The organism is Pseudanabaena sp. UWO310 (genome assembly GCF_006861605.1).
Lineage (GTDB): Bacteria > Cyanobacteriota > Cyanobacteriia > Pseudanabaenales > Pseudanabaenaceae > Pseudanabaena.
The window spans coordinates 1-19560 of record NZ_SELU01000014.1; the positions used below are offsets into that span (position 1 = coordinate 1).

The 19560-nt window shown below is 44.5% G+C and carries 16 protein-coding genes and 1 pseudogene; 10 read left to right on the top strand and 7 right to left on the bottom strand.

Annotated elements, in window-relative coordinates; genetic code table 11:
* Window positions 1–665, top strand: a 665-nt coding sequence (locus PseudUWO310_RS06360; RefSeq protein WP_142599906.1) for an ISAs1 family transposase, incomplete at its 5' end; no start/stop codon positions are given.
* A 95-nt stretch (window positions 666–760) separates the two neighbouring features.
* On the opposite strand, the gene ppk2 is transcribed toward PseudUWO310_RS06360, so the two are convergent.
* From ppk2 to PseudUWO310_RS06380, 4 genes are all read right to left on the bottom strand, one after another.
* Entirely contained in the window at window positions 761–1678 is a 918-nt protein-coding gene (gene ppk2, locus PseudUWO310_RS06365) for a polyphosphate kinase 2 (protein ID WP_223805561.1), read from the bottom strand.
* Between the two features lie 143 nt (window positions 1679–1821).
* Window positions 1822–3165 (bottom strand): UDP-glucose dehydrogenase family protein, encoded by a 1344-nt coding sequence (locus PseudUWO310_RS06370; RefSeq protein ID WP_055074445.1) that lies wholly within the window; start codon window positions 3163–3165, stop codon window positions 1822–1824.
* A 66-nt stretch (window positions 3166–3231) separates the two neighbouring features.
* Window positions 3232–4173 (bottom strand): UDP-glucuronic acid decarboxylase family protein, encoded by a 942-nt coding sequence (locus PseudUWO310_RS06375; protein ID WP_142599907.1) that lies wholly within the window; start codon window positions 4171–4173, stop codon window positions 3232–3234.
* A gap of 363 nt (window positions 4174–4536) precedes the next feature.
* Window positions 4537–6045, bottom strand: a complete 1509-nt coding sequence (locus PseudUWO310_RS06380; RefSeq protein WP_142599908.1) for an SLBB domain-containing protein — start codon at window positions 6043–6045, stop codon at window positions 4537–4539.
* A gap of 169 nt (window positions 6046–6214) precedes the next feature.
* Between PseudUWO310_RS06380 and PseudUWO310_RS06385 the strand changes: the two genes are divergently transcribed.
* The 8 genes from PseudUWO310_RS06385 (at window position 6215) to acnB (ending at window position 18030) form a co-directional block, all read left to right on the top strand.
* Complete coding sequence (locus PseudUWO310_RS06385; protein ID WP_142599909.1) at window positions 6215–6949, top strand: HAD-IA family hydrolase; 735 nt, start codon at window positions 6215–6217, stop codon at window positions 6947–6949.
* Between the two features lie 116 nt (window positions 6950–7065).
* Window positions 7066–7716, top strand: a complete 651-nt coding sequence (gene ribE / locus PseudUWO310_RS06390) for a riboflavin synthase (protein WP_142599910.1) — start codon at window positions 7066–7068, stop codon at window positions 7714–7716.
* 310 nt (window positions 7717–8026) lie between these two features.
* A complete protein-coding gene (locus PseudUWO310_RS06395; protein ID WP_142599911.1) occupies window positions 8027–9292 on the top strand; it encodes an acyltransferase family protein in 1266 nt (421 codons plus the stop codon).
* A gap of 418 nt (window positions 9293–9710) precedes the next feature.
* On the top strand, window positions 9711–10160 hold the full coding sequence (gene ndk / locus PseudUWO310_RS06400) for a nucleoside-diphosphate kinase (protein WP_142599912.1): 450 nt from the start codon (window positions 9711–9713) through the stop codon (window positions 10158–10160).
* Between the two features lie 369 nt (window positions 10161–10529).
* Window positions 10530–11612 (top strand): photosystem II q(b) protein, encoded by a 1083-nt coding sequence (psbA, locus tag PseudUWO310_RS06405; RefSeq protein WP_009626479.1) that lies wholly within the window; start codon window positions 10530–10532, stop codon window positions 11610–11612.
* 377 nt (window positions 11613–11989) lie between these two features.
* Window positions 11990–13378, top strand: a complete 1389-nt coding sequence (locus tag PseudUWO310_RS06410) for a TldD/PmbA family protein (RefSeq protein WP_142599913.1) — start codon at window positions 11990–11992, stop codon at window positions 13376–13378.
* Window positions 13371–14975 carry a histidine kinase dimerization/phosphoacceptor domain -containing protein gene (locus tag PseudUWO310_RS06415; protein WP_190315927.1) on the top strand — a complete coding sequence of 535 codons (1605 nt, stop codon included), beginning with the start codon at window positions 13371–13373 and terminating at the stop codon, window positions 14973–14975. Before PseudUWO310_RS06410 ends, PseudUWO310_RS06415 begins: the two co-directional genes overlap by 8 nt.
* 454 nt (window positions 14976–15429) lie before the next feature.
* The gene (gene acnB / locus PseudUWO310_RS06420) at window positions 15430–18030 is read left to right on the top strand and encodes a bifunctional aconitate hydratase 2/2-methylisocitrate dehydratase (RefSeq protein WP_142599915.1); all 2601 of its coding nucleotides are present in this window, start codon (window positions 15430–15432) and stop codon (window positions 18028–18030) included.
* Between the two features lie 26 nt (window positions 18031–18056).
* Here the strand turns inward: acnB and PseudUWO310_RS22770 are convergent, their stop codons facing one another.
* A complete protein-coding gene (locus PseudUWO310_RS22770) occupies window positions 18057–18224 on the bottom strand; it encodes a hypothetical protein (protein ID WP_190315928.1) in 168 nt (55 codons plus the stop codon).
* Window positions 18225–18320: 96 nt separating this feature from the next.
* On the opposite strand from PseudUWO310_RS22770, the gene PseudUWO310_RS06425 reads away from it, so the two are divergent.
* The gene (locus PseudUWO310_RS06425; protein ID WP_142599916.1) at window positions 18321–18641 is read left to right on the top strand and encodes a hypothetical protein; all 321 of its coding nucleotides are present in this window, start codon (window positions 18321–18323) and stop codon (window positions 18639–18641) included.
* A 215-nt stretch (window positions 18642–18856) separates the two neighbouring features.
* Here PseudUWO310_RS06425 and PseudUWO310_RS06430 read toward each other — a convergent pair.
* A pseudogene (locus tag PseudUWO310_RS06430) lies at window positions 18857–18970 on the bottom strand (impB/mucB/samB family protein); the annotation flags it as partial.
* 39 nt (window positions 18971–19009) lie between these two features.
* Window positions 19010–19477, bottom strand: a complete 468-nt coding sequence (locus tag PseudUWO310_RS06435; RefSeq protein WP_142599918.1) for a type IV pilin-like G/H family protein — start codon at window positions 19475–19477, stop codon at window positions 19010–19012.
* Between the last annotated feature and the right edge of the window lie 83 nt (window positions 19478–19560).

Genomic DNA, 19560 nt, shown 5'->3' on the forward strand with positions numbered 1-19560 from the left:
CAAGTGCCATCATGGAGAACAAACAAGAGAGTGAAATCAGTGTTATTCAACAACTGCTATCACAACTTAAGTTGGAAAACCATGTATTTACGATGGATGCTTTACATTGTCAAAAAAAGACAGTAGCAGCAATTGTCGAGAGCAAAAACGACTACATCATTAAGGTAAAAAAAAATCAACCAAAACTCCAAGCCGCAATTCAATCCCAGACAGACCATGCAACTCCTCTGCAAGTCAAGATGGAGCATGATTTATCGAAAGGACGTACAGTCCAAAGATTGGTGGAGGTATTTTCCCCACCAGCAACCCTTGACCCAAGTTGGGAAAATGTCCAATCGGTGATACGAGTTACTCGTTCTGGAGAACGTGATGGCAATGTATTCAGTACTTTGAGTTACTATCTCAGTTCTTTGAGTCCAACATCTGAACGGATTGCCAAAGCGATTCGAGGGCATTGGCATATTGAAAATCGCCTACATTGGGTCAAAGATGTCATTTTTAACGAGGACAAGAGTCTTCAAAGGGCTGGGAATGCACCAATTAATCTATCAATTATCAAGACTTGGGTACTATCTATATTTAGAATGCATGGGTTTGAGTCGATAAAGTCTGCTATCGACCAAATATCTCACAATATACCTGCCATGTCATCTTTACTCTTTTAATCTCTCTATTACCCATTCTTGAAACAGCCCTGCCTTTTTTAAGGGGGGCTGGGGGGGATCTAGTGAATTCTTAAATGGTTTCTGAGAGGAAATAGCTATAAATGGGAAGTTACATCGGGAATGAAGTTCTGTAAATAGAGGGGAGGACGCACATAGGTCATTTTATTCTGCAAAGGTGGGAGATCGAAAGGCTTAGGCAAAACATCCTCGTAAGGAATTTTCGCCAATAGATGATTGATACAGTTGAGTCTTGCCCGTCGCTTGTCATCGCCATCGATTACATACCAAGGCGATAGCTGAGTGTCTGTAGCATTAAACATATCATCCTTGGCTTTAGAATATTCTACCCAACGCGATCGCGCCTCTAAATCCATCGGGCTGAACTTCCATCGCTTGCGAGGATCCTTAATCCGATCTTGAAATCGAGCCTCCTGTTCGGTATCGTTCACTGAAAACCAATATTTAATTAAAATAATGCCCGATCGCTGAATCATGTTTTCAAACTCAGGACAGGAACGCAGAAACTCCACATATTCTTCGTGGGTACAATATCCCATGACATGCTCGACCCCTGCACGGTTATACCAACTGCGATCGAACAGCACCATTTCACCCGCCGCAGGTAATTCCGCCGTATAGCGCTGGAAATACCATTGCGTACGTTCTTGGTCGGAAGGTTTACCCAGAGCCACAATTCGGCAGATCCGTGGGTTGAGAGACTGGGTAATGCTTTTAATCGCACCACCCTTGCCAGCCGCATCTCTTCCCTCAAAGAGCACAACTACCTTCAAGCCCTCATGCTTCACCCATTCCTGTAGCTTGACGAGTTCTATCTGTAGGTGTTTTAGTTCCTTTTCGTAAATCTTTTTGGACAGCTTGGGCAACTCTAATAATTTAGACGGGATCGGATTATTTGTAGCTACCTCCGAATTGCCTAAATCTAATAAACTCTCTTCTCGCTTTGGCTCAGATTTCGCAGACTTGTCGCCATGATGCTTCTTAGATTTCGACATATGCTTATGCTCCTTGTTATACCAATTCACGAAAGCGTGATCGCACTTTGCGAACTAAAAACTAAACCTAGTAAGGGTTTTCAAGTTAAGAAATGGCTATGCCATTTCTTAACTTGGCATTAGAAATAGCTCTTAGAAAAAAATTAACGCCCAATACCAATATACTGATATCCCAAGGCTTTGAGAGCTTTTCCATCAAGGAAATTGCGGGCATCGACAATCACAGGATGGTGCATGAGTCTTAGCATCTTGGCATAATCGATCGCTAAAAACTCCTGCCAATCCGTTACTAGGACTACCGCATCACAGCCATCGGCTAAACGCTCTAAATCCGTTTCCACAATGACATTGGAAAAACCCTGCCGCAATCCCGATTGTGAAACGAGGGGATCGTAAGCTTTTACTCTTGCGCCTAAACGACTGAGTTGATCGATTAAGGTCAGGGCAGGAGCATCGCGCATATCGTCCGTATCGGGTTTAAAGGTCATTCCCAATAAGCCAATGGTTTTTCCCTTTAATATCTTCAGCGCTTGCTGTAATTTCTCAACTACCAGAATGCGCTGTAACTCATTCACCCGCACACAGGCCTTGAGGATTTCCGTAGAATATCCGTAGTCTTCCGCCGTATATATCAGCGCCGATACATCTTTACCAAAGCAAGAGCCTCCCCAGCCGATGCCAGCTTGTAAGAATTTCGAGCCAATCCGCGAGTCCAACCCGATCCCGCGAGCCACTTCTTTGACATCTGCGCCGACGCGATCGCAAATATTGGCGATCTCATTGACAAAGCTGATCTTGGTTGCCAAAAATGCGTTGGCGGCATACTTGATCATCTCGGCGGAGTTCAAATCGGTCACGACTACGGGCACTGGCGCAAGGGTTTTGTCTTCCGCAAAAGAGCGATCGATAATTGGCGTATAGAGTTCTTGCATTAGTTTGAGTGCGCGATCGCTATCACTACCAACCACAATGCGATCGGGATTAAACGTATCGTAAACCGCGACCCCTTCACGGAGAAATTCGGGATTGCTGACCACATCAAATTGAATTTGATCGTTACTTTGACCAGCCATGCCATCAAGGACGATCATCTTCACCCAATCCCCAGAACCAATGGGAACGGTGGATTTATTGACAATGACACGATATCCATCCGTCAGGCTTTCGCCGATGCTCCGAGCTACGGCCTCTACATAGCGCATATCACTGCGTCCATCGGCAAGTGAAGGTGTGCCCACAGCAATGAATAGAACTTCTCCATGCTTTACACCTGTGGCGATATCCGTTGTAAATTCAATCTTGCCTTGACGGATTGACTCGGTGAGGATTTCTGGTAGCCCTGGTTCATGAATCGGCGACTGTCCCGATTTCATCAGCTTAACCTTCTCTTCGTTATTGTCAACACAGATCACGTCATGTCCGATGTAGGCAAGACAAGCACCTGTGACTAAGCCGACATAACCCGTTCCAATTACACAAACACGCATACTTTTTTATCCATTTAAATATATCTTAATCCAGCAATTGGAGCTTGAGGAGAAATTCTAGCTCGCTCAATTCGCTAGGCGATCGCGAAAATAGGCGATCGTTTTTGACAGCCCTTCTTCCAAGGGGACAGTTGGTTCCCAGCCTAAGTGGAACTTGGCCCGCGAGATATCGGGTTGACGACGTTGAGGATCGTCTTGGGGTAAAGGTTTAAACACTAAGGCTGCTGTCGGATCGATCATCCGTTGAATTGTCTGCGCTAGTTGTAGAATCGTATATTCACCAGGATTACCCAAATTCACGGGACCAATATATTTGCCATTCATCAAGCGCATCAATCCTTCGACGAGATCCGATACGTAGCAGAAACTGCGAGTTTGGGAGCCATCTCCATAAATAGTGAGCGGGATTCCCTTAAGGGCTTGAACGATGAAATTACTAACGACACGCCCATCATTTTCGAGCATTCTCGCGCCATGGGTGTTAAAAATCCTCGCTACCCGAATTTCTACCCCAAATTGGCGATGGTAATCAAATGCTAGTGTCTCGGAAATCCGTTTGCCTTCGTCATAGCAGCTACGAATCCCTGTACAGTTGACATTGCCCCAATAGTCTTCAGTCTGAGGATGGATGAGCGGATCGCCGTAAACCTCAGAAGTTGAAGCGAGCAAAAGTCTGGCTCTACATTGTTTTGCTAATTCCAACATATGGAGAGTTCCTAGGAAGTTGGTTTTAGCAGTTTGAATCGGATCGGATTGATAATGAACGGGTGAGGCTGGGCAAGCTAGATGATAGATCTGATCGATATTTTCGATATTTTCGATCGCAATAGAATTGATAATGTCATGTTCTATAAATTGGAAGTTGGGATGATCGAGCCACTGTTCGTTATTCGATTTTCTGCCCGTATAGAGGTTATCTATACATATAACTGCATGACCAGAGGTCATTAAGCGATCGACTAGGTGTGATCCAATGAAGCCTGCACCGCCAGTAACGAGGATTTTCATGAATTTCTTTTTGCAAAAATGATTGATGACTTGATAAGTAATACCAAGTTAAGAAATGGCGTAGCCATTTCTTAACTCGAAAACCCTTACTAGATTTAGTTTTTAATTCACAAAAGTGTGACAACACTTTCGTGAATTGGTATAAGTGGGCTTAATTAAATATAAAACCCTAAAAGCTGCGGTGCACGCGCCGCGTGCGCCGCAGCTTTTAGATTTGGATTTTAATTATGCTGAGGTGCTTAACAATATTTCGCCAGATATTATTTAGCCAGATATTATTTAGCTAGATATTAAAAAGCCGTGGCGCACGCGTAGCGTGCGCCACGGCTTTTAGGGTTTTATATTTAATTGTGCTTACTTAACTTATTTTCTAAACACATTATTGATGAGAGAGTAGGGATTGATAATATTCCCCAAAAATCTAGTGGTCGAGTTCAGTAAGCTAGAGCCAAAGGATGGACGCACGACGATGACATCGCGATCGCGTAATCCAGGATTAGATTCCTCACTCATTGGTAAATTGAGATCGGCAACCAGATCCCGACGCATAATCGTGCCATCGGGATTGACGCGATAAAGCTCGACCGCCCGCCAGTCTGCGTCATTGGTGAGCCCGCCTGCATAGGAGATCGCTTCTGTAAACGAACTGTTGGGTCTGAGTTGCAAAGCTCCAGGACGCACGGCTTCTCCTACGACCTGTACGGTAATCGTTGTCGGCGAAAATGTTGCCTTAGCAACCTGTAGATATTCAGAGGGGTTCGTTTTCGCTAACCTTGGAACGGTGATCAGATCGCCATCGGTGAGGGTAATATCCTGACTGAGATCGGCTTTCGTAATTAGGTCTAGTAAGTTTGCTTTAACAATGGTGCGCTGTCCCTTATCATTCAGTCTTGAAATTTGGACGTTGCGAATATCGGCGATTTCCGTTACGCCATTGGCGGCTTGTAACGCGCGACTGAGGGTAACTGGTCCACCACCTGAGGCAGTTCCCGCCGAGGTCGAGGCTCCCGTAAGCCCTGTGGAAAGTACCCCATTCCTTGAGTAGACTAAGGTTTGCGGGCCGACTCGATTCACCTCACCCACGATCGCTACTTGAATGGTGAAGGTGTCAGGAGAAAAGGTGGAATTGCCAACCAGTCTGGTCTGTGATGCACCTGCCTCAGCTAGAGGTGGCACGAGGATCGAATCACCATCAAGAATGCGAACATCTTGGCTAATATCTCCCTTTTCCAATAAATCTTGGAGGTTGATCTTGATAATGCGCCGACCTGCAATGCCATCACGACGAGAAATTTGAATATTGCTAATATCGGCTCTTGAGGTGATTCCTGCGGCGGATTCGAGCGCTCTGGTTAGAGTTGCCGCACTAGCCCCCGTGGATGCAGTGCCAGCATAATTCAAAAATCTTGGGCCAGGGCGATTTACCTCTCCTACGACGGCAATATTGAGGGGGCGAGGCGTGAGCAAGGATATATTAACGATATTGCGGACGAGGAAGGGGTCGAGCTTTGTGCGGAGTAACGTAGTGGCTTCATCGAGTCCCAATCCCTCTAATTTAATGGCTCCAATTAAAGAAATATTAATAGTTCCATCGGGAGCGATCGTTTGGGTTCCCGATAGTTCGGGGACATTAAAAACATCGATCTTAATGTTATCTCCCGCGCCTAGGGTGTAGCGAAAGGAATCCTGAGATTCGCCCACGTTTAATTTGGGGGTAGCCAGATTAAACTGAGCCGATGGCTTGAGATTAGAAGTAGGAGGCTGGGGTGATGTTGACGGAGTTTGGTTTGTGGTTGTTTGCGCCCAAATCGGTAAAGGAGTACAAGCTATGACTGTAAATAGAATTAATTTGCCAAATTGAGATATATGCATAAAAGTACTCCTTAATCCAACCATCTCATCCTTAGAAAATGAACATCTGCCATAATAGGCTGACCCTTGTACAATATTAGAGGCAGTTTTTGCAAGATTTGGCTGTCATTGTATCAGTACAACTCGTAATTTATCTCAGTAATTTTCTCAGTAATTTCCCCGAAATATAATGCGATCGCCTCAGGTTATTTATATAGATGCAGTAGGTACTTTGTTTGGGGTGGATGGTAGTGTGGGTGAGCAGTATGCACAGGTTGCGGCGAATTTTGATGTTAAGCTCGACCCTACATTAATTAATCGTGCATTTTATCAAAGTTTTCAAGCGGCTCCAAGGATGGCTTTTCCCCATTTGCAGGGGGCTGATATTGCTGAGGCTGAATATGTATGGTGGCGATCGCTTGCGGAGCAGACCTTTAGGCAAACAGGGGATTTTGCGAAGTTTTCCGATTTTGATGCTTTCTTTCAGAGTCTCTATGCATACTTTGCTACGGCTGCGCCTTGGTTTGTTTATGAAGAGGTCTTCCTCGCCTTGGATTTTTGGCAGCAGCAAGGGATCTCCCTCGGCTTACTATCCAATTTTGACAGTCGTCTCTATTCCGTAATATCAGAGTTAGGATTAGCAGATTACTTTCATTCCATCACAATATCGACGGAGGTTGGTGCTGCCAAGCCCGATCCCTTGATCTTCCAGAGCGCCCTTGCCAAACATCACCTAGAGCGATCGCCTGATTTGGCTTGGCATATTGGCGATAGTTTCAGTGAAGATTATCAAGGAGCGACATCGGTAGGAATGAATGCTTTTTGGCTAAATCGCGATCGCTCTATTGCTAACGCTCCCCATTCTAACGATCCTCAAAAGCAAGCAGCCCGCAGTATTAATCAGTTAACTGATTTACTGAGTTAACCCCATATAAGCAAAAAAGCAAAGCATCTCTCTACCTAATTACAATCCAGATAGACCTGCGCCGCAGGTCTTACCCACTGCTCTCTCTTATTTCTACTAATATTTCTCTACTAACAATGTTTACAGGACTCGTACAAACCATCGGTATCATCGAACATCGCGATCGCGATCGCTTGGCGATCTATTGTCCCGATCTCGTCGGTAAAATTGCGATCGGTGATAGCGTCGCGGTGAATGGGGTCTGTCTGACGGCAACTCAAGTTTCTGCTACCAATTTTGTTGCCGATGTTTCGCCCGAAACTCTCGGTCGCACTAACTTTGGCGATCGCCGTTTGAAATATGTAAACCTCGAAACCGCTTTAGCAGTGGGCGATAAAATTGGCGGGCATTTTGTATCGGGACATATTGATGGTATGGGGAAACTAAGCGATCGCATCCTCGTCGGTAATTCATGGGAACTCAGCTTTGAAGCAATTCCCGAAGTCGCTCGCTACATTGTATTTAAAGGCAGTATTGCGATTAACGGAATTAGTCTTACCGTCTCCTATTGCAATGAATCAGGTACGAATTTTCGTGTTGCTGTCATTCCCCATACCTATGAAAACACTACTTTAAAGGATTTAGATATCGGTAGTTGGGTGCATTTAGAAGGCGATCTACTGGGTAAATATGTCGAAAAATTTCTGAAAGTAGCCAATAATTCCGCTTTGCCCCAGACCAGATCGGTAATTACTCCAGAGTTTTTGCTAGAACATGGATGGGGATAAATATCTCAAAGTGAGTTCGGGATAATTTGAAATGGGTTTTGAGAAAGGGTTTGCTACGCAAACCCTTTCTCAAAACCCCAAAGTAAAAGCCTTGCGTAGCAAGGCTTTTACTTTGGGGCTTTTAATATTTGCCAGCTTAACCCGAACTTTAACCCGAACTGACGTTAGAGCTACATTCACTTGATTTAGGACAAATCAAACCGCAAGAGTTGGTTGGCGGCGCTTCGCGCCGCCAACCAACTCTTGCGGTTTATGTCTACACTTAGCGACAGCTATAAATTTAATAAATCCTTAGTGATTATTGAGGCTCATGCAAAATCAAATTTCCGATGATGCTGATTTGCGCGATCGCTTTGTTCCAATAGTTGATACCCAGATTGAAGGTCGCAAAATTTATGACTACGCCTTAGAAGGCTTACGAGGACTGGCAGCGCTCTGGGTTGCTTACTCGCATATATTTTTCTACGAATTTAAGCTCGATCCTGCTTACCATCCCACCTTTTCCTTTGGCTCCCTTTTTAATGCAGCTCATGGTGGGATTTTAATCTTCTTTGCCTTATCTGGGTATGTAATTGGACTCACCAATCAACTACCCTTTACCAAATCCAATGCCATTCGGTATTTATTAAGAAGATTTATTCGCCTATATCCTATCTATATAATTGCGATTATTTTAGGCGTACTGTCTTCTCCCACGGACTCATGGAAAACGATCGTGGGCAATTTGTTTTTCTTGCAAGGTGGCGTATCGGCATTGTTATCTGGCAATGGAGTGCTGTGGACTTTACATTATGAAATCGTTTACTACATAGTCTTTCTCGCTATTTGGTATTTTCGTCCCCAAGTTATGCCGTTAATGCTTGGCTCTCTAGTGGTGGCGATCGTCTCTCCTTGGATTCCTTGGTTCCCATCCATTATTTCGGGTTATGCCGTAGGCTGGATATTTTGGCTATTTGGATTATGGCTGGCTTGGAAAAAGCCAAGTTCTGGATCTTTGGCGAAATTGCCAGTTGTCTCCTATATCCTGCTCTTTATCGCTACAGACAAGCTAACCATTGGTAAAACCTTACTCGCTAACCTTGGGTTTACAGGAATTGCCCTACCAGAAATTAGTATCACCGACTTTGTTTACTTTCCTCTATGCGTTTTGCTGTTTGCCGCCCTCACCAAACGCCAAATTCCTCATTTACGTCTGCTTGGTGCGATCGCGATCGCTTTGCCCCTATTTCAAACCAGCTATCTTTTGGCAACCAAACAACTTTTTAACGCTGAGGGTTGGGTAATTGCCGCAGTGCAAATGTTCTTGGGCTTTGGGCTTTGGGGCTGGACAATGAGTCCCGATATATTTTCCAAGCTGACGTTTTTTGGCAGTATCTCCTACGGTATATACGTCTTGCATATGCCGATGCTGAATTTTATGCATAGATTTCCCGCTGTGAGTGGCTCCCCCAGCAGTTTTATAATTCGCCTACTGATTTGGCTGGCGCTAACTCTTGGTATTGCTTATCTGTTGGAACTCAAAATGCAACCTCAGATCAAGCGATGGTTTCAAAAAAATGTCCTCGATCGCATCTAATACCAATTCCCAAAATGGCAACGCCATTTTGGGAATCTCAAAACCTTACGGGGTTTATTTTTTAATTCACTGAAGTGTTGGCTCACTTTAGTGAATGGGTATAATACCAAATCACAAAATAGCTACGCCATTTTGTGATTTTAAAACCCTTACTAGGTTTGTTTTTCAATTCCCAAAAGTGTAGCCACACTTTTGGGAATTGGTATAAGTAGCTAGGCGCAATTAAATATAAAACCTAAAAGCCTGTGGCGCACGCGCAGCGTGCACTAAAGGCTTTGATTCTGGGTTTTAATTATGTCCAGCTACATAGGGTGATTGCCATAACTTTATTTTATTTGCGTTCCTTAAAATGAAATAATGCTTTCTGTAAACTTCTTTACAATTGCTTAATACTCTTAGGAATACTTTTACAGAGATCATGGAACGTACTTTTTTGGCAGTTAAGCCCGATGGCGTGCAACGTCACCTAGTCGGAGAAATTATTCGTCGTTATGAAACTAAAGGCTTCAAGCTCGTCGGACTGAAATTGTTGCAACCCACCCGCGAATTAGCCGAAAGCCACTATGCAGTACATAAAGAAAGACCATTTTTTGTAGGGCTGGTTGACTTTATTACCTCAGGGCCTGTTGTGGCAATGGTATGGGAAGGGGATGGCGTAGTGGCTTCAGCACGCAAAATTATTGGAGCGACCAATCCTCTAACCGCTGAGCCAGGAACAGTTCGTGGTGATTTTGGTGTAAATATTGGACGCAATATCATTCACGGTTCTGATGCGATCGAGACTGCTCAAACGGAGATTGCGCTGTGGTTTAAGCCCGAAGAGCTGGTGGAGTGGAAACCTAGCCTAACTGCTTGGATTTACGAATAAGTAACAAGTAAGTAGCTGGGCATAATTAAAACCCAGAATCAAAACCTGTAGCGCACGCGCAGCGTGCGCTACAGGTTTTTGAGTTTTATATTTAATTGCGCCAGTTACTTATCGCTGTCGCCACTTGCGTCAGGACAAATTGCGTCAGGACAAAATCAAAAGCCAAGAGGGGAAGGGCTACGCGTTGCACAGCTCTTCCCCTCTTGGCTTTTATATACTTGCTATACTTGTCAATGTTAATGACGCTGATGTTATGGATCGGTTATCCCATCTCTACAAAAAGGATTATTGACAATTCTTAACAATTTGATATATTTGTTAATGTGAACGCAAGTTTGCACTAAATAAATTTTTAACCTAAACACAAAAATGACAACAGCAGTACAGAGACGCGAAAGCGCATCTATCTGGGATCAGTTTTGTAACTGGATTACAAGCACCAACAACCGTCTATACATCGGTTGGTTCGGCGTAATCATGATCCCATGCCTCTTGGCAGCAACCATTTGCTTCGTAATCGCCTTTATCGCAGCACCTCCAGTTGATATTGACGGTATCCGTGAACCAGTAGCAGGTTCCTTGCTATTCGGTAACAACATGATTTCTGGCGCAGTCGTTCCTTCCTCGAACGCGATTGGCCTGCACTTTTACCCCATTTGGGAAGCAGATAGCCTTGATGAATGGCTATACAACGGTGGTCCTTACCAATTGGTAATTTTCCACTTCTTGCTCGGTATTTTCTGCTACATGGGTCGTGAATGGGAATTGTCCTACCGCCTCGGTATGCGTCCTTGGATCGCCGTAGCCTACTCTGCACCAGTAGCCGCCGCAACCGCAGTATTCTTGATCTACCCAATCGGACAAGGATCCTTCTCTGACGGTATGCCTTTGGGTATCTCTGGTACTTTCAACTTCATGATCGTATTCCAAGCAGAGCACAACATCTTGATGCATCCTTTCCACATGTTGGGAGTAGCAGGTGTGTTCGGCGGTTCCTTGTTCAGTGCCATGCACGGTTCCTTGGTAACCTCCAGCTTGATTCGTGAAACCACCGAAAACGAAAGCCAAAACGCTGGTTACAAGTTTGGACAAGAAGAAGAAACCTACAACATCGTTGCCGCTCACGGTTACTTCGGTCGCTTGATTTTCCAATACGCTTCTTTCAACAACAGCCGTTCCTTGCACTTCTTCTTGGCTCTATGGCCAGTAGTTGGCATCTGGTTCACTGCATTGGGCGTAAGCACCATGGCTTTCAACTTGAACGGTTTCAACTTCAACCAATCGATTTCTGACAGCCAAGGTCGTGTCGTACCATCTTGGGCAGATGTAATCAACCGCGCTAACTTGGGTATGGAAGTAATGCACGAGCGCAATGCTCACAACTTCCCTCTCGATTTGGCTGCTGTTGATGTAGCACCTGTTGCTATGGCTGCTCCTGCTATCAACGGTTAATTCCGAGTGATGCTCTAGTCCAAATCTAGATAAATAAAAAAGCTCTCCGAAAGGGGAGCTTTTTTATAGTAGTAGCCAGTTATGTTAGGACAAAAACAAAAACCAGAAGAGTGTTGCGGCGCTTTGCGCCGCAACACTCTTCTGATTTTTATGTCTTAAATCAAAACCCCAAAGATGGGGAGAGGCGCGAAGCGCCTCTCCCCATCTTTGGGGTTTTGATTTGTTCTAATGTGAGTGGCGGTGTTTTATAACACAACTCTCTTTTTTTGCTTTAATTAACCTGACTAGAGTTATACCTAATTTATCTATAAAGACGATATTTTTGTGCGATAATTCAAAAGAGAACGCGTAAATAGCTTTTCCTGTGAGCTTTGTATATGCATATATGGCAAGTTAAAGATCGCATTTTGGACTTGGTTAGTAAATATAAGTCTCAGGTAGATTTTTTTGCGATTCGATTAGAACGATCGCAAGGGGCTGATATTTTTTTACGCAGTGGCAAGGTCGAAACCTTGAGTACAGGGATCTCACTCGGCGGACAGGTGAGGGCTTGTCATCGAGGTGGCTGGGGATTTGCTAGCTTTAACGATCTAGATAGTTTAGAACTAAAAATCAAAGAAGCGATCGCGGCAGCTAAATGGGTAGGTAATGCCGAAACTTTATTAGCAGCCGTAGAGCCTTTACAGGCAAAAGTATCCCTCATTAAAGAAGATCCCCAACAGATTCCCCTGATTGACAAAAAAGATCTTTGCACTCATTACAGCGATATTTTGCGATCGGTTTCCGATCGCGTAGTGAGTACTTCAGTCCGCTATGGGGATTGCACGCAGCAAGTCCTCTTGGTCACCTCAGAGGGGACGACGATCGAGCAAGAATGGGCTGACTGGGAATTAAGAGCTTCGGCGATCGCCAGAAATGGCGATATTGTTCAAACTGGTCGAGAAACCTTTGGTTCCAGACGCGCCTATGGCGATCTGCTAAATTTAGAGCCCCAAGTAATCGGTGCGGCTCAGCGAGCCGTTACAGCCTTGGATCTACCAATGGTACGGGGTAATAGTTACACAGTTGTGATTGACCCGATTTTAGCAGGATTGTTCGTTCACGAGGCTTTTGGGCATCTTTCGGAGGCTGACATGCTCTATGAAAATCCTGACATGTTAGAAACTATGAGCCTTGGTCGAAAATTTGGCTCGCCCGATTTACAGATTTTTGATGGGGCGGACATCGCCGAACATCGTGGTAGCTATCTGTATGACGATGAAGGCGTAGCAGCAACTACAACTCAGTTAATTGCCGATGGTGTATTAGTTGGTAGATTGCATTCGCGAGAAACTGCGGGAAAGTTGGGTGAAAAGGTTACAGGCAATGCTCGCTGTTTGGATTATCACTATCCGCCAATTGTCCGCATGACTAATACTTGGATTGCCAGAGGAAATATTCCTGTTGCTGACTTGTTTAACGACATTCCGATCGGTGTGTATGCCAAAAATTGGCAGGGAGGAATGACCAATGGTGAAATGTTTACCTTTACCGCAGGGGAGGCTTGGATGATTCGCCATGGCAAAATTGCTGAACCCGTAAAAGATGTCACCATCTCAGGCAATGCCTTTGAGACTTTGGCGGATATTGAGGCGATCGGTAACGACTTTATATGGGACGAGTCGGGAGGTTGTGGCAAGGGTGGACAAAGTGGTTTGGCTGTTGGCTGTGGTTCCCCAAGTTTGAGAATTAAGAATGCGATTGTTGGAGGTGAGCACCATGGCTAGAGTAAAAACTGAACTCAGAGAAGTTAATTTTCAGTTGGTGCAGACGATCGCCAATCAGCAGCTAGCAGAAGATCGACTCAACTTACAGTTGACGCGATTAAGGTTGATGTGTGATTTTGTATCAGCTTTGAATGCGGCTCAGACTATTAATGAAATCTATCAAATTGCTCTCAATGGCATTTGTCCTGCTCTCCGAACTTCCCGAGCTGCAATACTTACTAATGACTCTAGGCATTGTCTGCGTTACCGAGAATCCGTGGGGATTAGTCAAGAATATCAGCGGGAAATCGAGAATTTTTTTGAAGGCTTTGATAATCGCGAAGAATTTAAACATCGCACTTTTCCTTACTGTGCCATATTACCTAGCGATCGAACTTTACAAAGGATTTGCCATGATGAAAATATCGGAGCCTTAGCCGTATTTCCCCTAGAGTACGAGCATCGACATTTAGGAGACATAGTTGCTTATTTCGATCTACCAAGACAGTTCACCGAAGAAGAAGTCCAGTTAACCCAAACTATTGTTACTTATATTGCGATCGCTTTAACGCGTAAGCAAGCAGAGCAAGCCCTCAAAAGTAGCCAACAATTCATTCAACGCATCGCCGATACGACTCCTAATATTCTCTATATCTACGATATTGAAGAAAGTCGTAATATTTACTGCAATCAAGCAATTACCCATTTGCTGGGCTATACTCCTTCAGAAATACAAGCAATGGGGGAATCAATGATTTCCAGCATTATTCATCCCGATGACTTACCTAAGGTCAACGAACACTATCAAGATATTCGCGATAACAAAATGGAAGACCTATTTGTTATTGAGTATCGCATGAAAGATATTCATGGCAAATGGAAATGGTTTTACAGTCAAGAAACTATTTTCTTGAATAATGATGATGGTAGTGTGAAGCAAATTATTGGTGCGGCCTCGGATATTACGGAATTAAAAGAAGTAGAAACGAGATTGCAATCATCCCTTGCTGAGAAAGAAGTCCTGTTAAGAGAAGTTCATCATCGAGTTAAAAATAATCTAAGTGTAGTTGATAGTTTGCTATCGATGCAAGCTCGCCATGTCAGCGATGTGGAAGCCCTGAAATCCCTTTCCGATAGTCAGCGACGGATTCATACAATGTCACTCATCCACGAACAGTTATATCAATCTCAGGATGTGGATAAGGTTGATTTTTGTGAATATCTCCAACGGTTAGTTGTGAATCTCTATAGTTCTACAAACTTTAATGCTAGCGATATTGAATTAAAGTTAGATATTAAGCCCACCTTGTTAAATATTGACACGGCAATTTCGATGGGGTTGATTGTGAATGAATTATTAACTAATGCCTTTAAATATGCATTCCCAAATCACAATAAGGGGCTAATTGAAGTAGTTTTATATAATTCTATAGAAGATCATGTTTTGCATTTAATTATTCGTGATAATGGAATTGGGCTTCCGCAGACTGTTGATTTTAAGGCGACAACTTCTCTGGGATTAAGATTAGTGAGGATTTTAACGCAGCAATTGAGGGCAAATCTAGATTTATCCTGTTCTATTGGTACTAGTTTCCATTTTACTTTGCAGACAAGTTGATAGAGACAACCAAAGGCAATAGGCGGCGTGAAGCGCCGCCTATTGCCTTTGGCTTTTGATTTGTCCTAGTTATACCAAGTTATACCAATTTCCAAAAGTGTTGTCACACTTTCGTGAATTGGTATTATCTCTTACGTTGCTATATTTGCTCATCCTGTTACGAAAAAAATCTCAAATAAAAGCTCTCAATCACAAGCTAATTAACGTGAGTTTGGGATAATTTGAAATGGGCTTTGAGAAAGGGTTTGCGTAGCAAACCCTTTCTCAAAGCCCAAAAGTAAAAGCCTTGCTATGCAAGGCTTTTACTTTTGGGATCTTAAAATTTGCTAGCTTAACCCGAACTGACGTTAATTCAAGCATTGCTATAGGATTGTAATTTACGCGCCGAATCGAAACGGGTGGCAGTAATAGGATAATAGATTAAGTATTTGTAAAAAATCAAGAATAAATACCTATGTTATCCGCTTACCGCGACCATGTTGCCGAACGTGCCCAGCAAGGCATTCCCCCTTTACCCTTGAATGCAACGCAAACTTCAGCGCTTTGTGATTTGTTACAAGCTCCCCCTGCTGGCGAAGAGGCATTTTTATTATCGTTGCTACGCGATCGCATTCCCCCTGGAGTTGATCAAGCTGCCTATGTCAAGGCTGGCTGGCTAACGGCGATCGCTAAAGGTGAACATCAATCACCCCTAGTTTCGCCAACCTTGGCCGTGGAACTACTGGGAACGATGGTGGGCGGGTATAACGTCCAGACCTTAATCGAGCTATTAACCAATGATGAGTTGGGAGAGCTTGCCGCCACAGCCTTGAAGAAAACTCTCCTAGTATTTGATGCCTTTAATCAAGTCTTAGAACTATCAAAAACTAATGCTAGAGCGCGATCGGTGATCGAGTCTTGGGCTGCCGCAGAATGGTTTACCAGTCGTCCTGTCCTACCCGAAACCTTGACAGTTACGGTATTTAAAGTAACAGGTGAAATCAATACCGATGACTTTTCTCCCGCCTCTCAGGCTTTTTCCCGCCCTGACATTCCTCTCCATGCATTGAGTATGTTGGAATCGATGATGCCTGAAGGCTTACAAAAGATCGCCGAACTCAAGCAAAAGGGGCATCCCGTTGCCTTTGTGGGTGATGTCGTGGGAACGGGATCTTCGCGCAAATCGGCGATTAACTCGGTGCTATGGCATATTGGCAATGACATTCCCTTTATCCCCAATAAGCGATCGGGGGGTGTAATTTTGGGAAGTACGATCGCTCCGATTTTCTTTAATACTGCTGAAGATGCGGGAGCTTTGCCGATCCAGTGCGATGTCTCAAATTTAGAGATGGGGGATGTAATTACCATCCATACTCGTGAAGGTAAAATTACCAATGCGGCTGGTGAAACCCTCTCTACCTTCAGTCTCGCTCCTGATACGATCGCCGATGAAGTGCGGGCGGGTGGACGAATTCCCCTCCTAATTGGACGCAGTTTGACCGCTAAAACGCGCCATGCGATCGGACTACCCGCAAGTGATATCTTTATTCTTCCTGCTATTCCTGCCGATACTGGCAAAGGCTATACCCTCGCTCAAAAGATAGTGGGCAAAGCTTGCGGTGTTGCGGGTGTGCGCCCCTTCACCTCCTGCGAACCCTTGATGACGACCGTGGGTTCCCAAGATACAACAGGACCGATGACCCGTGATGAGTTGCAGGAACTCGCTTGTTTGGGATTTAGTGCCGATCTCGTGATTCAGAGCTTCTGTCATACGGCCGCCTATCCCAAACCCACCGACATCAAAACCCACAAAGAACTTCCCGATTTCTTTTCCAATCGTGGCGGTGTTGCCCTACGCCCCAATGATGGCATTATCCATTCTTGGTTAAATAGAATGCTCTTGCCCGACACCGTCGGTACTGGTGGCGATTCCCATACCCGTTTCCCCTTGGGCATTTCCTTCCCCGCAGGTTCGGGATTAGTCGCCTTTGCTGCGGCTCTTGGCATTATGCCCCTCGATATGCCCGAATCGGTCTTAGTCCGCTTTACGGGTGAATTGCAAGCTGGTGTTACCCTCCGCGATGTCGTGAATGCGATTCCCTATATTGCGATTCAAAGAGGTTTGCTTACCGTGGAGAAGAAGAACAAAAAGAATGTCTTCGCTGGGCGAATTATGGAAATTGAAGGTTTACCCGATCTAAAAGTCGAACAAGCCTTTGAGTTAACCGATGCCACTGCCGAACGTTCCTGCTCTGGCAGTACGATCGCGCTCAGTACGGAAACAGTTGCCGAATATCTGCGATCGAATATTGCTTTGATGAAGAATATGATCGCCCGTGGCTATAGCGATGCTAAGACTCTCTTGCGCCGTATCGCCAAAATGGAAGAATGGCTTGCTAATCCCTCGCTCATGAAAGCCGAGCCCGATGCCGAATATGCGGAAATTATCGAAATCGATCTCAATGAGATCAAGGAGCCCATTGTTGCCGCACCAAACGATCCAGACAATGTGAAGTTGCTCTCGGAAGTGGCAGGCGATCGCGTGGATGAAGTGTTTATCGGTTCCTGCATGACTAATATCGGGCATTACCGCGCCGCTGCTAAGGTTCTCGAAAAAGAAGCTGCTGTCAAAGCGCGTCTCTGGGTCGCCCCACCTACCCGTATGGATGAGTTCCAACTTAAGGAAGAGGGTATTTACAGTACCTTTGGTGTTGCTGGTGCAAGAACGGAAGTTCCTGGCTGCTCTCTCTGCATGGGCAATCAGGCAAGGGTCGCCGATGGTGCAACCGTCTTCTCGACTTCTACCCGCAACTTTAATAACCGCATGGGCAAGGATGCTCGTGTCTATCTCGGTTCGGCAGAACTAGCGGCGGTCTGTGCTTTACTCGGACGCATTCCCACGGTGGAAGAATACAAGGCGATCATTACCAGAAAGATCGATCCTTTTGCCAATGACCTCTATCGCTATCTCAACTTTGACCAGATTGCCAATTTTGAAGATCAAGGTCGGGTGATTGCGCTTAAGGATATGCCTCGCATTGAGGATATTTTGGGTATACCTGTGGCTGCGAAGTAGTAAAGCTAAGGCAGCGCTAGCAAATTTTAAAACTCTAAAAGCAAAAGCCTTGCGTAGCAAGGCTTTTGCTTTTGGAGCTTGAGAAAGGATTTGCGTAGCAAATCCTTTCCTTGGATGATTTGCTGCTTTACGGTGACATTCATCTGCTTGACTCCGCGATCGCCTAGGGTCAAAAAATCTATTGCGATCGCCATCATCAAATGATAGGAAAAAAGTCACGGGTTTTAACTGAACCAACATTTATGGGGGCTTGTCTAAAAGGGCATAGTTCACCAAGCAGATATAAACCAATGAAAGTTTCAAGTCTCGCCTTACTTGCCGTTACCTTACTCAGCACTTTAGCTTTCAATCCCACTAAAGCATCAGCAGCCGAGCTAAACATCAATTTGACAAACCATCAAAGCAATATTGCTGTGGGAATTGGAGACAATAAGCCTCAATACCAAGCTTCTGTAACGAGAGAACAACAACGTCGCATTGAAGAACAACGTCGCATTGAAGAACAACGTCGCCTTGAAGCGCAACGTCGCCTTGAAGCGCAACGTCTTGCCGAACAGAGGGCACGTGAATTGAGAGAGAAACAAGCACACCATAACCAAACGCATCGTTAGACAGTGATCTTGAAAGTTTGGAGATGTTTCGCTTATTCATCCGTAAGAAGTAAAACCTTTAAATATTCTCTCTAGATCGCTAATTGATATAGCTGCCGCCAACTGTATCAGGACATAAAACCCCAAAGAGAGTTGCCGCGCGGAGCACGGCAACTCTCTTTGGGGTTTTGATTTTGTCCTAACAAAACTGGCGGCAGCTATAAGTTTCAAAACAACACGATACAGCCATCGTTATTCGATAGCACGACTACGGGCTTACCCTCAAGGGATGGGTCAAACACTCGCTCGCAGCTAACGTAGAAGCAGTTACAGTCAACCAGAGCTATCATTTGATATCTGTACGAAAATCTTATTCTAGCAAGCTAGGGTTAAGACTGGGGGCGATCGCGATCGCAGTAGTCATGAATGAATTTACCATTTACAGAATGGACATCGCAGATTGAAGATTCAGCAGTTTTCTTCTTTGAGTCGGTTACGGCAACGACACCAACAAATGTATTAAGCCCCACATAGCGATTCCAAGGAAAAATCAGAAATTCACCATATTCAAATTCTTTAATTGGCACTGCATAGGTATTGACAGTATTTTGCTCTTTTCTAGTGAGGTATCGATAGCGAGTTTCATTAAAATTAGTTTGATAAGATGCCAAATTGAGGCTATTGTCGAGAAAAGTATTGTTTTTAGAAAAATATTGTTCCTGCTCTCGATTAATTAGCTTTAGGACTTGCTTTGTTCCAGATTGTCTGGCTTTGTTAGGAAGGGATAGAATAATTGGTATGCAATGGATGATCCCAATCGCGAAGATGCCTAGAAAGATCATTGCTGTCCATTTCATAGATTTTTGCAGCTTTCCACTAGAACTAAGAAATAAAACTTACCATTTCGTAATTTATAAATTGGTCTTGTAGTGATCGACTT